General features: G+C 71.1%; 8 protein-coding genes. 7 read left to right on the top strand and 1 reads right to left on the bottom strand.

The genetic code is table 11. The annotated features are described in order from the left end of the window. Positions 1-8: 8 nt before the first annotated feature. Positions 9-3,941 (bottom strand): type VII secretion protein EccCa, encoded by a 3,933-nt coding sequence (gene eccCa, locus ACSU6Z_RS28630; protein ID WP_437050524.1) that lies wholly within the window; start codon positions 3,939-3,941, stop codon positions 9-11. A 340-nt stretch (positions 3,942-4,281) separates the two neighbouring features. Between eccCa and eccD the strand changes: the two genes are divergently transcribed. The 7 genes from eccD (at position 4,282) to ACSU6Z_RS28665 (ending at position 12,785) form a co-directional block, all read left to right on the top strand. Further along, entirely contained in the window at positions 4,282-5,679 is a 1,398-nt protein-coding gene (gene eccD / locus ACSU6Z_RS28635; RefSeq protein ID WP_437050008.1) for a type VII secretion integral membrane protein EccD, read from the top strand. A 17-nt stretch (positions 5,680-5,696) separates the two neighbouring features. Continuing rightward, positions 5,697-7,169, top strand: coding sequence for a type VII secretion protein EccB (gene eccB, locus ACSU6Z_RS28640; protein WP_437050010.1), 1,473 nt, complete (start codon positions 5,697-5,699; stop codon positions 7,167-7,169). Between the two features lie 362 nt (positions 7,170-7,531). Beyond that, on the top strand, positions 7,532-7,882 hold the full coding sequence (locus ACSU6Z_RS28645; RefSeq protein WP_437050012.1) for a hypothetical protein: 351 nt from the start codon (positions 7,532-7,534) through the stop codon (positions 7,880-7,882). Between the two features lie 68 nt (positions 7,883-7,950). Then, positions 7,951-8,271: a WXG100 family type VII secretion target gene (locus ACSU6Z_RS28650; RefSeq protein WP_437050013.1), complete on the top strand. Its 321-nt coding sequence runs from the start codon at positions 7,951-7,953 to the stop codon at positions 8,269-8,271. A 28-nt stretch (positions 8,272-8,299) separates the two neighbouring features. Continuing rightward, positions 8,300-8,746, top strand: a complete 447-nt coding sequence (locus ACSU6Z_RS28655) for a type VII secretion system-associated protein (protein WP_437050015.1) — start codon at positions 8,300-8,302, stop codon at positions 8,744-8,746. A gap of 12 nt (positions 8,747-8,758) precedes the next feature. Continuing rightward, positions 8,759-12,256 (top strand): AAWKG family protein, encoded by a 3,498-nt coding sequence (locus ACSU6Z_RS28660; protein WP_437050017.1) that lies wholly within the window; start codon positions 8,759-8,761, stop codon positions 12,254-12,256. A 16-nt stretch (positions 12,257-12,272) separates the two neighbouring features. Beyond that, positions 12,273-12,785 (top strand): YbaB/EbfC family nucleoid-associated protein, encoded by a 513-nt coding sequence (locus ACSU6Z_RS28665; RefSeq protein ID WP_437050018.1) that lies wholly within the window; start codon positions 12,273-12,275, stop codon positions 12,783-12,785. Position 12,786 lies beyond the last annotated feature (1 nt).

The following is a 12,786-nucleotide window of genomic DNA, read 5'->3' on the forward strand; positions in this document are numbered from 1 at the left end:
GGGGCACATCAGGACGCGTCCCCCACGAGCCCCGTCTGCACCTGCAAGGTCTTGCGCCGGGCGATCCGAACCGCCCGCCCCGGGATCAGCTCCCGCCCCTTCACGCTCCCGAAGAGATACCCCTCGCTCGGCGGACACGACATCAGCAGCCCGGGCGTGTTGACCTCCTGCAACCTCCGCAGCAGCGCCTCGTTGAGCCCGCGCCCGGCGCCCGCCGACGACCGTGCCACCACCAGGTGCAACCCCACCTCGTGCCCCAGCGCCAGGTGGTCGAGGAGCGGAGCGAACGGCTGCGTCATCGGCCCGCCGCCCACCATGTCGTAGTCGTCGACCAGGATGAACAGCCGAGGCCCCTGCCACCAGTCGCACAACCGCATCCGTGACGGAGCGATGTCCTCCCCGGGCACCCGCTGCTTGACCGCCCGCGCCGCCCCGTCCACCAGATCCCTCAGCATGTCCAAGGACACGGCGTGCCCGAGCCGGTACGCCTCGGGAACGCTCTCCACCAGCTCCCGCCGGTAGTCCACCGTCATGATCCGCGCCTCGGCCGGCGTGTACCGCTCGGTGATGCCGCGGGCGACCAGTTTCAGCAGGTTCGTCTTGCCGCTCTCCGTGTCGCCCACCACGATCATGTGCGGGTTCTCGGCGAAGTCGTGCCACACCGGCGCCAGTTCGTTCTCGTCCAGGCCGATGGCGATCCGCAGGCCGTTCTCGCCCTCCGCCTCGGGCAGCTCCTCGACCGGCAGCTTCGCCGGCAGCATCCGCACCCGGGGCGCGGTCGGCCCCGTCCAGTTCTCGGCGATCGCGGCGACCAGCCCCGCGACCCCGTCCGCGAGGTCGTCGGCCTCCTCGACCCCGTCGACGCGCGGCAGTGCCGCCAGATAGTGCAGCTTGTCCGAGGTCAGGCCCCGTCCCGCGCTGCGCGGGATCGCGGCCGCCTTCCGGGAGTCGATCTGGGAGTCCATGGGATCACCCATCCGCAGCTCCAGCCGGGTCCCGGTCTGGTCGCGCACCGAGGACGACAGCTCCACCCAGCGGGCGGTGGTGACCATCAGGTGGACGCCGTAGTTGAGCCCGCGGGCGGCCAGCGCGTTGAACGTGGCGATGTGCCGGTCGAAGTCCTGGCGCACGGTGGCCCAGCCGTCGATGACCAGGAAGACGTCCCCGTGCGGCTCGTCGGGGAACTCGCCCGCCGCGCGCCGCTTGCGGTACGTCGCCATGGAGTCGATGCCGTGCTCCAGGAAGAACCGCTCCCGCCGGGCGAGCAGCGTGGTGACCTCCGCGATCGTACGGCCCACCCGCTCGGTGTCCACCCGCGCCGCGACCCCGCCCATATGGGGCAGCTCGTCCAGGGAGGCCAGCGTGCCGCCACCGAAGTCCAGGCAGTAGAACTGGACTTCGCGCGGAGAGTGGGTCAGCGCGAGCGCGGTGATGAGGGTCCGCAGGAGCGTGCTCTTGCCGCTCTGCGGGCCCCCGGCGATGGCCACGTGGCCGCCGGCCGCCGACAGGTCCACGGTCAGCAGGTCGCGCAGCTGGTCGAAGGGCCGGTCCACGACACCCACCGGCACGGTGAGCCGCCCCCGCAGCGGCCAGTCGGCCGTGGTCAGGCCGTAGCGCGGATCGGGTGCCAGCGGCGGCAGGATCTGGTCCAGGGTGGCCGGTCGGCCCAGCGGCGGCAGCCACACCTGGTGCGCGGGCGGCCCCGCCCCGCGCAGCCGGTCGAGCGCCACCGACAGCAGCGTCTCCCCGCCGCCGTCCCCCTCGCCCTCCGGCTCGTCGGGCTCGCCCGCCGGGCCCGGGTCCGCGGGCGCGCGCGGCACCACCCATTCCGCCGTCCACGGCACCACCTGACGCGCCACCTGCGCCCGCACGACGGCCCGGCGCCGCTGGTACGGCCCCGAGACGTACGCGGCCCGGAACCGGGTCAGCGCGTCGACACCGCTCTTGAGGAAACCGGCGCCCGGCTGCGCGGGCAGCTTGTAGGCGTCCGGCACACCCAGCACGCCCCGGCTCTCCATCGCGGAGAACGTCCGCAGACCGATCCGGTACGACAGATGGCTCTCCAGCTGGTGCATGCGGCCCTCGTCCAACCGCTGCGAGGCGAGCAGCAGATGGACCCCGAGACTGCGCCCGAGCCGGCCGATCATCACGAACAGCTCCATGAAGTCGCGGTGCGAGGCGAGCAACTCGCTGAACTCGTCGACCACCACGAACAGGCTGGGCAGCGGCTGCAGCGGCGTCCCGGACTGCCGCGCCTTCTCGTACTCCAGCGCGGAGGTGTAGTTCCCGGCGGCGCGCAGCAGCTCCTGCCGCCGGATCAGCTCCCCGTGCAGGGCGTCCTGCATCCGCGCGACCAGCGCCACCTCGTCGGCGAGGTTGGTGATGACCGCCGAGGTGTGCGGCAGTTCGTCGAGGCCGAGGAAGGTCGCGCCGCCCTTGAAGTCGACGAGGACGAAGTTCAGCGTCTCGGAGGAGTTGGTCAGCGCCAGCCCCAGCACCAGCGTGCGCAGCAGTTCGCTCTTGCCGGAGCCGGTGGCGCCGATCAGCATGCCGTGCGGTCCCGTGCCGCCCTGCGCGGACTCCTTGATGTCCAGCTCCACGGGCCGGCCCTCACCGCTCACCGCGATCGGCACCCGCAGCCGGGCGCTGCCGGTCGCCTTCTCCCACAGCGCGGCCGGGTCGTGCCGGCGCAGATCGGGGATGTTCAGCAGCGAGGTCAGTTCGACGTCGTCGGCGAGCGGCTTGGAGTCGTCGCCGCCCACGCTCATCCGGTACGGCGCCAGCAGCCGGGCGAGCGCGAGCGCGCCCACCGTGCCCAGCCGGTCGGGCCGGCCGAGCACCGTCGACTGCTCCTTGCGGTCGCGGTCGGTGCGCACCAGCGCGACACCGTCCTCGTCCACCTCCAGGCGCAGCGTGGTCCGGCCGGGCTTCCACGCGAGCGCCCCGGTGAGGTCGAGCACCACCGCGTTGCGGAACCCGTGCCCGTCGAAGCGGTGCCCGGCCGGCACCGTGCAGCCGTCGATCACGACGACCGTGTACGGCTCCTCGCGTCCCGGGACCGCGTCGGGGTCGGCGCCCGGCCGCTCCAGGAACTCGGCGCCGAGCAGGTTCTCCAGCTCGGTGAAGGCCGAGGCGATCAGGCGGGCCGGTCCGGCGCCGTCCTCCTCGTGCCGGTGCAGGCTGTGCGGCAGCCACTTCACCCACTCCCACTCCGCACGCCGCTCGTCCGAGACGCACAGAGCGATCCACAGGTCGTCGGGGGAGTGGAACACCGCCAACTGCGCGAGCAGGGCCCGGACCTGGGCGCGTATCCGCTCCTCGTCCCCGCGGAACAGCACCTTCGACCAGGCCCGCAGGTAGATCGCGATGGGCTGGTCCCTGACGGTGGAGTAGGCCCGGGTGAAGCTGCGCAGCGCGTGCGCCGACAGCGGCTCCAGGTCCTCGACGGGCTTGGTCGACAGCGGTGTCAGCTTCATCGCCAGTCGCTGGTCGCCCACCCCCATCCGCACCTCGGCGAAGTCCTCGTCCGACGACCGCCGCTCCCACAGCCGGGTGCTGCGCACCAGCGACGACAGCGCGTCGGGTTCCGGATGGCGCCAGGCGAGGGCGCGCTGCTGCTCGACGACGGAGGCCCGCACCATGCGCCGGGCCTGCCGCAGGTACCGCAGGTAGTCGCGGCGCTCGCCCTTCATCCGCTGCTTGCGTTCCCCGTTGCGGCGCATGACCTGGCCGAGCATCATGCCCGCCGACGCGATCACCATCACACCGAGCGCGATGTAGACGAACCCGCCACTGCTCTGGCTCATTCCCGGCCGCATGAACATCAGCATCATGGAGACCGACATCAGCGCCATCGGCAGGTACGTCCACACCGCGGAACTGTCCGGCACGACTTCCGGAAGTGTGGGCGGCTCCTGAAGACTCAGTTCCCCCGACGGCATTTCCGGCCCTTTGCGACGGGCCGGTCGGCGGAACAGGATCACGCTCAACGAACGTCCTCCTCAGCGATTTCGGAAGGAATTCCGGAGAAACCTCGCGGGAACGTCGCGGGTTTTCCGTAAAAGGTCAGAGTTCCGCGCGGCGGCGTCGGGAAAGTAGCCGGCAGGTGCCTTGACGCCAAATTCCCGAGCGGTGTTGCGAAAATCCCGGCGTACGGTCAAACTCGTCGGCGCATGCCCCGTCCGACTTTTCCGTCGCGTTCGGCGACCGGCCGGTGTGCCGCTGCCACCTTCCAGCCACCGCTCATCGCGTGGTCCGCCAGAAAGTGTGAACCCCGAACCCATGACTGAGATTCAGACGGCGAGCCTGTGCCGCGTCACCGTACGTGCTCCGGCCAGGACTGTCGACCTGGCCGTGCCCTCCGACGTCCCCGTCGCCGATCTGCTGCCCACGGTGATCGGCTACGGAGGGGACGGCCTGGAGGAGTCCGGCCTGGAGCACGGAGGTTGGGTACTCCAGCGCCTCGGCGGTCCACCGCTCGACCCCGAGAGTACCTTGGACTCCCTCGGTCTGCGGGACGGGGAGGAGCTTCATCTGCGTCCGCGCACCGAGGCACTGCCCGAGGTGCACATCGACGACCTGGTCGACGGCATCGCCGACGGCATGGGCCGCAGGCCGCACGGCTGGAGCCCGGAGGCGGGCCGGCGGCTGCTGCGCGGGCTGGCCGCGGCCACCCTCACGCTGGGCATCGTGCTGCTGGCCATGCCGGGCACGGCGGGCTGGATGCGGGCCGTCGCCGCCTCGGCCGCCGGACTGCTGCTGATCGCCGGGGCGGGCTCCGCCTCCCGCGCCGTCGGGGACGCCGGAGCCGGCTCGGTGCTCGGCCTCATGGCGGCCCCCTACTTCGCCCTGGCGGGCTGGCTGCTGCCCGGCGGCGACCTGGGCGGCGCCGACGGCGAAGCCGTCCTCGGCGCACGGCTGCTGGCGGCGTCCGCGGCCGGCTGCGCGGGCGCGGTGCTCGCCCTGGCGGCAGTCGGGGTGCACCCGGCGCTGTTCATCGGAGCGGCCTGCGTCGCGGCGGCGGGCGCGCTCGGCGCCGCACTGATCACCCTGGGCCTGGCGCCGGAGCAGGCGGCCGGTGTGGTGGCCGTCGTGGTGGTGCTCTTCGGCGGGTTCGTCCCGGCCTTGTCGTTCCGGCTGGCAGGCATGCGGATGCCGCCCCTGCCGACCAACGTCCAGCAACTGCAGCAGGGCATCGACCCGTACCCCTCCTCGGACATCGACGCGCGCTCCGTGCTGGCGGACGGCTGGATGACCGCCCTCTACGGCGCCATCGGCCTGGTCTGCCTGCCCTGCCAGGCGGCCCTCATGGCAGCGCCGGGCCTCGCCGAGGTCCTCACCGTCGTGGCCCTCTCCCTCCTCCTGCTCCTGCACAGCCGGGGGCTGGGCAACGTCTGGCAGCGACTGGCGCTGACCTGCGCCGGGGCCTGGGGCGCGGCCCTGCTGCTGTTCGTCTCCGCGCGCTCCCTCGCCCCGGTGGACCGGCTGACCCTGACGGCCGGTCTGATGGGGCTGGCCGCCGCGATCACCATCGCCTCGTGGACCGTGCCCGGACGGCGGCTCGTCCCGTACTGGGGACGCGCGGCCGAGCTGCTGCACTCGCTCGCCGCCATCAGCATCCTGCCGCTGACGCTCTGGTCGATGGGCGTCTACGGCTGGCTCCGCGGCATCAACGGCTGACCCGGGAGAACGGCGACATGCACAGCAAGCGCGACCAAGTACAGGCGCACCTCTTCGTCATGGGGCGGCTGGCCTCGGCCATGCTGCGGGCCGAGCCGGACGCCCCGGAGAGCCCGCTGGGCCGGACCAACCGCGGCGCCGCGATCGGCGTGATCATCGCGGTGCTGGTGTGCGCCGGCGCCTTCGTCTTCGGGCTCATCAAACCCGGCGGCAACGACTCGTGGCGCTCGGGGGAGAACCTGATCGTCGACAAGCAGACCGGCGCGCGCTACCTGTACCTGGACGGGAGGCTGCGACCGGTGCGCAACTACGCCTCCGCCCGGCTGGTCACCGGTGGCGACGTCGGCGTCACCACGGTGGGCACGTCCTCGCTGGCCGGCACCCCGCACGGAACGCCCGTCGGCATCCCCGACGGGCCCGAGGCGCTGCCGGGCACGGGCGACCCGGACCGCAGCCCCTGGCTGGTGTGTTCGGACGTCCTGCCGCGGACGACGGGTGTCGTCACGGCGACCACGACGCTCGCCCTCGGCACCGGAACCCCGCAGGACGTGCCCGGCGGCAGGCGCCTGGGCGAGGACGAGGGCATGCCGGTCACCGGCCCCGACGACGCCACGTACCTGCTGTGGCGGGGCAGCCGGCTGCGGCTGGACGAGCGGGCGAAGGCGGCCGAGGCCCTCGGGTACGGCGACGTCACCCCGCGTCCCGTCTCCGCGGCGTTCCTCGACGCCTTCCCGCTGGGACCCGACCTGGCCCCCGCCGAGGTGCCCGGCCGGGGCGGGAAGGGGCCCGAGCTGGCCGGCCGGAGCACCAGGATCGGGCAGCTCTTCAAGGTCGACGTCCCCGGCTCCGCCGACCGCTACCACCTGCTCACGCGGGAGGGGCTCGTCCCCCTCACCGACACCGGCGCCGCCCTCCTGCTGGGCGACCCGCGCACGCGGGAGGAGGCGTACGGCGGGGACGCCGCGACCGTGGCGACGCTCGGCGCGGACACCCTGGCCGGGCACCTCGCCCCCGACGCGCGGAGCGCGGAGTCGGCGAGGCTGCCCGCGACGCCGCCGAAGGCGGTCACCGCCGCCACCGGCTCGGTGGCCTGCGCCGAGGTCGACTCCGGGGACTCCGGCGTGCGGGTGGGTACTTCGGTGCTGCCGCGGAGCGCCCTGCCGGAGGCCGTGCAGGCGCCGGCGCCCGAGGTCGAACCGGGCTGCCTGAGGGTCGATTCCATCGCCGTACGGGCCGGAAAGGGTGGGCTGGTCAGGGCGTTGAGCGCGAGTGGCAGCGCACTGGGCGACACCACGTACCTGGTGACGGACGAGGGCGTGAAGTACCGGCTGCCGTCCCAGGAGGCGGTGACGGCGCTGGGCTACGAGGGCGTCGAGGCGCGGACGATGCCGTCCCCGATGCTGGCCATGCTGCCCAGCGGCCCGGACCTGACCCCCGAGGCGGCCTCCGAGGGCGAGGCGCGGGTGACGCTGCGGTGTCCCGGGCGGTAGCGGGCGGCCGGGTCCCGCCGGTGATCGTCGGGAAGGGAAATTCTTGGTGTCCGTCCGGTCACCGGGCGTTGAGTCGGGTGCCCGGCGGTCCCCGGCGGACGGCGCAGATATCCGATGTGTCCGGTCGGATTCACCGTGCCGCTCACATGAGCGGCATAAATTCCGGGTCATTGCTCAATTGAGCTTCCGGATAGGGGGCTTCGCGGTCCAGCGGGCAATTGCCAAACAAGTTGTGACCTGCATAGCATCTGGCCACCCCATGACCCCGGCGCGTCATCCGTGAGCGCAGGGAAGCCCTGTCTGCCCACAGGGTGAAATGAGGGCCGCAGCCCGGTGAGTTGTGCCGAAAAGGAAGTTCTCTCATGGCCATGCAGCAGTCCGAAGAACGCGCGACCCGCAACGGAATCCTGGCGCTGGAACAGGCATTCTCCGGTGTTCAGCGCTGTCAGCAGGACGTGCAGACCACGTCGCACACGCTCGCCTCGAATTACGGGGGCGTGGACGGCGGCAAGTACAAAAAGTTGCTGGAGCAGTGGGACGAGCACGTCGACACCATCCTGATCAACCTGGACCGGATGATCGACGAACTCAACGGCACCCTTCGGGAACACGGACTGGTGCAGGGATCCAGCAACGACGCGATCGACGCGGAGTACTCGCGCTCCACCCAGGTGTTCGACGAGCTCAACGGCACCGGCACGTCGTCGAACTGATCCTCGGCGCATCCGCCAGGCACTGCCCCTTCCCCACTCGTCATTCTCCCGGTGAATCGAGGAATCCGATGGACTTCTCCGACGGCTACATCTACGTCGACTACAACCATGCCGAAGGTGCGGCGGACGACATGGTCAGCCAGTCCAAGGCGATCATGAGCATCCTGGCCAACCTGGAGATGGAACTGACCGAACTCCGGAACAGCTGGATCGGTGACGACCGGGACGTCTACAGCGAGGTCCAGGCGAAATGGGACAACGCTGTCGAGAACATCAAGAACCTGCTCGCCAACCACTCCGGTCTGCTCACCGAGATCTCCTCCAACTACCGGCACACGGAACAGAACCTGTCGCAGCGGTGGGGCGACATCAGGATCGGCAGCCGCTGACGCCGGCCGGTGACGGAAGGGGGATCACGTGGCCGTCACGGTCCTCGACAGCACGTTCCTGAAGAATTTCATCAACAACCAGATCGACGGCTTCCGGACGTCCCTGGAGAACATCCTCAAGGACAGTCCGACCGCCGGCCCGGCGATCTCGTTCATCGCGGACAGCATCTCGACCACGACGATCCTGTCCTCGAAACCGCTCGTCCTCGGCTCCATGGCCGACGAGAACAGCTTGGTCGGCGGGGGTTCCCTGAACAAGGTCATCCGGCAGGGCGCGGGCGAGGTCGAGCGCATCCTGGAGGACCAGACGGTCCTCTTCGAGGACGTCGAACAGGCGCTGTGGGACACGATCGACGAGCTGGCCAAGGCCCAGGGCAAGAACCTCGAGAACATCACCGCGGACGAGTTCATGGACATCTTCGAGGATGTCGACAGTGATCTCGACAATCCGGGTGGCACCGAAGAGAAAGAGTAGCGGAGTTCGGCGATGGCCAACCCCGAGGACAACAACGACGACTACTGGAAAAAAGCAGTAGATCTGCTCACCGGCTACGTTCTGCCGGAGCGGAAGACGTTGTTCGACACCCTCAAGGGCAACGACGACATCCCGATGATCCACGTCCGGGTGGAGGACGAGGGCGGTCCGGGCTATTCGTCGGGTTTTCTGTCCTCGGGTGGTTGGGGCACGCACAACACCAACTACACCATCCCGTACTACCAGCCGGCCGGTAACGGCACGGACGTCTCCGAAGGCAGCCATCTCTACCAGTACCGCGTGTACATCACTTTTCTCGCCACGCCCTCGGCCGCGCCCCCGAGCGGGGAGAACGTGATCGCGAAGTTCGAGAAGACGAGCAAGGTCCTGATGGACAAGGGCGGCTCGAACAGCGAAGGCGAGAAGCTCGACTGGGACACCAGCGCCCTGGTCCAGTACATCTACGGTTCCAAGGCCGCCCTCGATCAGCTGACGATGTGGCCCTACTCCACCCACGGATTCGAGAACCGCGGCATCACGGTGGGCGACAGCACCTACGTCGACCTGCTCACCTTCACGAAGACGGCCCAGGCGTTCGACCGGGTCGTCAAGTTCTTCGAGGACAGCGCGGTCACCATCGGCAAGTGGGACACCGAGGACATCGGAGAGGGCAGCGACTCCTGGGACGGCACGTCGGCCGCCATCTTCAAGGAGCTCATCCACAAGCTGGCCCGGAACTACGAGGGGTACGCCGATCAGCTCGACGGCAAGGGCACCGGGGGCTCCGCGGTCACCATCGACACGGTGACGGTGACGTCCGAGCCGGCCCGGGCGCTGGCCGCGGCCCAGGGCGTCGTCCTCGAGCAGGCGCAGAATCTGCGCGACGCCTGGGTGGCGTGGAGGGCCGAGAGCAATCCGCAGCGCTGGCTCTACGACATGCTGCAGGAGGCCCGGTTCACCCTCATCGACAACCAGTTCGACAAGACGGATTTCGAAACGGTGTCCAGTGGCTCCGGGCCGTACACCACCTGGCACAACTACGTGGTGTCGACCGCCGGCTTCCGGAACGAGATCGTCATCGGGGAGAAGTCGTACGGCAAGCCGAGTGACATGACCACGTGGAAGGCGATCGCCGACGAGGCGGTGCGCCGTTGGGAACAGTCGGTGCAGGACTGGCTCAGCACGAAGGGCGCCGAGGCCATCGTGGCCATCAACAAGGCGTTCAAGGAAGCCGAGAAGGCGTTCGACACCAGCATCACCGACAGGGACGACCGCCCCCTCTCCGAGATCTCCGCCAAGGAGGAGGCCGACGCCGAGAAGAAGAAGGCGGAGGCCGAAGCGGCAGCGGCCAAGGCGGCGGCCGAGAAGGAGAAGGCCGAGGCGAAGGCGGCGCAGGAAGCTGAGAAGGCGGAGGCGAAGGCGGCGCAGGAGGCGGCGAAGGCGGAGGCTGCCAAGGAGAAGGCCGAGGCGAAGGCGGCGCAGGAGGCCGAGAAGGCGGAGGCGAAGGCGGCGCAGGAGGCGGCGAAGGCGGAGGCTGCCAAGGAGAAGGCCGAGGCGAAGGCGGCGCAGGAGGCCGAGAAGGCGGAGGCGAAGGCGGCGCAGGAGGCGGCGAAGGCGGAGGCTGCCAAGGAGAAGGCCGAGGCGAAGGCCGAGCAGGAGGCCGAGAAGGCGGAGGCGAAGGCGGCGCAGGAGGCGGCGAAGGCGGAGGCTGCCAAGGAGAAGGCCGAGGCGAAGGCCGAGCAGGAGGCCGAGAAGGCGGAGGCGAAGGCGGCGCAGGAGGCAGCGAAGGCGGAGGCTGCCAAGGAGAAGGCCGAGGCCAAGCAGGAGGCCGCCGAGCAGCAGGCGTTCGCCCTCGCGCAGAATCAGAAGGCACAGGACGAGGCGAAGAAGGAGCGGGAACGAGCCGCGGCCCAGGCCGAAGCCGACCGCGCCGAGGCCAAGGCCGAGCAGGAGGCGGCCAAGGAAGAGGCGGCCAAGGAGAAGGCCGAGGCGAAGGCCGAGCAGGAGGCCGAGAAGGCGGAGGCGAAGGCGGCGCAGGAGGCGGCGAAGGCGGAGGCTGCCAAGGAGAAGGCCGAGGCGAAGGCCGAGCAGGAGGCCGAGAAGGCGGAGGCGAAGGCAGCGCAGGAGGCGGCGAAGGCGGAGGCTGCCAAGGAGAAGGCCGAGGCGAAGGCCGAGCAGGAGGCCGAGAAGGCGGAGGCCAAGGCCGAGCAGGAGGCGGCCAAGGAAGAGGCGGCCAAGGAGAAGGCCGAGGCCAAGGCCGAGCAGGAGGCGGCGAAGGCGGAGGCTGCCAAGGAGAAGGCCGAGGCCAAGGCCGAGCAGGAGGCCGCCAGGACGGAGGCCGCCGCCGAACGGGAAGCCGCCGAGCAGGACCAGGACGACGCACGGGCCAGGGCGGAGGCCCAGCAGGAGGAGGCCCGCCGCGAGGCCCTGCAGGAGAAGCAGCAGGCCCGGCTGGACGCCGAGAACGCCAAGGCCGAGGCGCAGGCCGACTACGAGCAGCGGAAGGCCGAGGCCCGCGCCGAGCGTGAGGCAGCCCTCCAGGAGGCCGACCGCCAGGAGGCGGCGGCACGACGGGAGTACGAGCAGGAGAAGGCCGAAGCCCGGGAACAGCGGGACCAGGCGCGCCAGGACGCCGAACAGGAACGCGCCGAGGCCCGCCGGGAGTACGAGCGGGAGATCGCCGCCGGCACCGACGGGAAAGAGGCCCGCGAGGAGTACGACCGGCGGATCGCTGAGATCGACGCCGCCGAGCGGGAGGCCCTCGAACGGGCGGACGCCGCCGAGGCCGAGGCCAGGAGCGAGTACGACCGGGCGAAGGCCGACGCCCAGGCGGACCGCGAGGAGGCGCGTACCGGGGCCGAGCAGGCGCGCAAGGACGCCAAGGCCGAGTACGACCAGCGGATGGGCGACATCCAGGCCGAGTACGACCGGATCAGCGCCGGTGAGAAGAACATCGACGAGCTGATCCGGCAGCGCATCGCCGACCTTCCCCAGCCCCCCGATCTCTCCGCCTACAACGGGGGCGGCCCCACGGGCTCCGCCGGCTCCGCGTACTCCTCCGTGTTCGACGACAACCTCTACAACCAGGACGACCTCGCCTCGGCGCTCGGGCGTCCGCGGAGCGGCGACGCCCCGGCGGGCGCCTCCGCCGGCGACACCGGCACGGGGTCGGGATCACCGGGGATGTACCCGCCGATGACGCGCGGTGCGGGCGGCGAGGCCGGCGGTGGCAGCGGTGAGCGGACCAGGACCGTCATCGAGCCCGGGGTCGGCCGCTCCGGCCGGACGGTCGCCGCGCGGACGGTCGAGGACGAGGAGCACCGCGTCGTCCCCAGGACCACGCAGACCAGCAGCAGCTCGCCCTTCATGCCGCCGATGGGGCCCATGGGCGGGGCGGGGGACAGGCCGCAGACGGAGAGCGGGGACAGGGAACGGACCACGTGGCTGGCCGAGGACGAGGACGTCTGGGGCACCGACGAGGGCGGCGCGCCGCAGGCCCTGGGGCGCTGAGGGAAAGGGAAGCGGGATGAGTCAGTCGATGGAGGACCGGGTGGCCCAGGCGATGGCCCACCTCAAGGCGGCGGAGGAGGCCGCGGCCTCGGCACGGGCCGAACTGGACGCGGCGTCGGCCACCGCGCGCTCGGCGGACCGGTCGGTGCGGGTCTCCGTCGGCGCGAAGGGGGAGCTGACCAGCCTGGAGTTCCTCGACGGCAAGTACCGGACCATGGCCGCCGCCCAGCTCTCCGCGGCGGTGCTGGAGGCCGCGAACGCGGCGCGGGCCGAGATGGCCCGCCGGGTCGTCGACGTGCTCGACCCGCTCACCAGGATGACCGCGCGCGGTGCCGCCCCGGAGCGGATGGGCGTCGACTGGGGCTCGGTCTTCGGCTCGCTGCTCAGCGAGACCGCCGTGACGAAGGGACCCACGGCGATGAGCAGGCTCCGCGACGAGATCGTCGAGGACGACGAGGAACCCACGGCCCCGCCCGGGGCGGCCCGCGCCGCGGGCGACGGACGACGGGGACGACAGGGAGGCGCGTGAC

It is taken from the genome of Streptomyces sp. enrichment culture, from assembly GCF_964273145.1.
Classification (GTDB): domain Bacteria; phylum Actinomycetota; class Actinomycetes; order Streptomycetales; family Streptomycetaceae; genus Streptomyces.

Excerpts from the sequence above, each read along its gene's own strand:
- eccCa (WP_437050524.1), bottom strand. The coding sequence starts at position 3,941 with ATGCCGTCGGGGGAACTGAGTCTTCAGGAGCCGCCCACACTTCCGGAA.
- eccD (WP_437050008.1), top strand. The coding sequence starts at position 4,282 with ATGACTGAGATTCAGACGGCGAGCCTGTGCCGCGTCACCGTACGTGCT.
- eccB (WP_437050010.1), top strand. The coding sequence starts at position 5,697 with ATGCACAGCAAGCGCGACCAAGTACAGGCGCACCTCTTCGTCATGGGG.
- ACSU6Z_RS28645 (WP_437050012.1), top strand. The coding sequence starts at position 7,532 with ATGGCCATGCAGCAGTCCGAAGAACGCGCGACCCGCAACGGAATCCTG.
- ACSU6Z_RS28650 (WP_437050013.1), top strand. The coding sequence starts at position 7,951 with ATGGACTTCTCCGACGGCTACATCTACGTCGACTACAACCATGCCGAA.
- ACSU6Z_RS28660 (WP_437050017.1), top strand. The coding sequence starts at position 8,759 with ATGGCCAACCCCGAGGACAACAACGACGACTACTGGAAAAAAGCAGTA.
- ACSU6Z_RS28665 (WP_437050018.1), top strand. The coding sequence starts at position 12,273 with ATGAGTCAGTCGATGGAGGACCGGGTGGCCCAGGCGATGGCCCACCTC.